Consider the following 1,119-nt stretch of genomic DNA (forward strand, 5'->3'; position numbering starts at 1 on the left):
AGGAACGGCACCTTATACTTATGTCTGGACCGGAGGTACTACCGCCAGTACCGAAGACCTTAGTAGTCTAAGTGCAGGTATATATAATCTAACCATTACCGATGCCAATGGTTGCAGCACCACCCAAAGCGTCACCATTACCCAGCCGGCGGCAGCATTAAGCGCGAGCAACAGCGCTGTTAATGTAAACTGTTTTGACGCAACAACCGGCTCGATTGATGTAATGGTAAGCGGAGGCACAGCACCTTATAGCTATGCCTGGACGGGGGCCACTACAGCAACCACTGAAGACCTAATAAATTTGATCGCAGGCACTTATAACCTAACCATTACCGATGCCAATGGTTGCAGTACCACCCAAAGCGTTACCATTACCCAACCTGCAGCAGCATTAAGCGCGAGCAACAGCGCTGTTAATGTAAAATGCTTTGGCGATGCAACAGGAGCGATCGATGTAACGGTAAACGGCGGAACGGCACCTTATACTTATGCCTGGACCGGAGGCACTACAGCAACCACTGAAGACCTTAGCGACCTAAGCGCAGGTACTTATGAACTCACCATTACCGATAATAATGGTTGCAGCACCACCCAAAGCGTCACCATTACCCAGCCGGCGGCAGCAATAAGCGCGAGCAACAGCGCTATTAATGTAAAATGCTTTGGCGAAGCAACCGGAGCGATTGATGTAACGGTAAGCGGAGGCACGGCACCTTATACTTATGCCTGGACCGGAGGCACTACCGCAAACACCGAAGACCTTAGCGACCTAAGCGCAGGGACTTATGAACTCACCATTACCGATAATAATGGTTGCAGCACCACCCAAAGCATAACCATTACCCAGCCAGCCGCCGCATTAAGCGCGAGCCATACAGCAGTTAACGTAAACTGTTTTGGCGATGCAACAGGAGCGATTGATGTAACGGTAAGCGGAGGAACGGTACCCTATACTTATGCCTGGACGGGGGCCACTACCGCCAACACCGAAGACCTTAGTAATCTGGCGGCAGGAACTTACAACCTTACTATTACTGATGCCAATAACTGCAGTACCACCCAAAGCGTTACTATTACCCAGCCAACAGCCGCATTAAGCGCGAGCCATACAGCAGTTAA

At 50.5% G+C, this 1,119-nt stretch carries 1 pseudogene; it reads left to right on the forward strand.

What is annotated here, in order from left to right:
- Positions 1–1,119, forward strand: a pseudogene (locus R2Q77_RS20985) (SprB repeat-containing protein); the annotation flags it as partial.

The organism is Pedobacter nototheniae, from assembly GCF_032678625.1.
Lineage (GTDB): Bacteria > Bacteroidota > Bacteroidia > Sphingobacteriales > Sphingobacteriaceae > Pedobacter > Pedobacter nototheniae_A.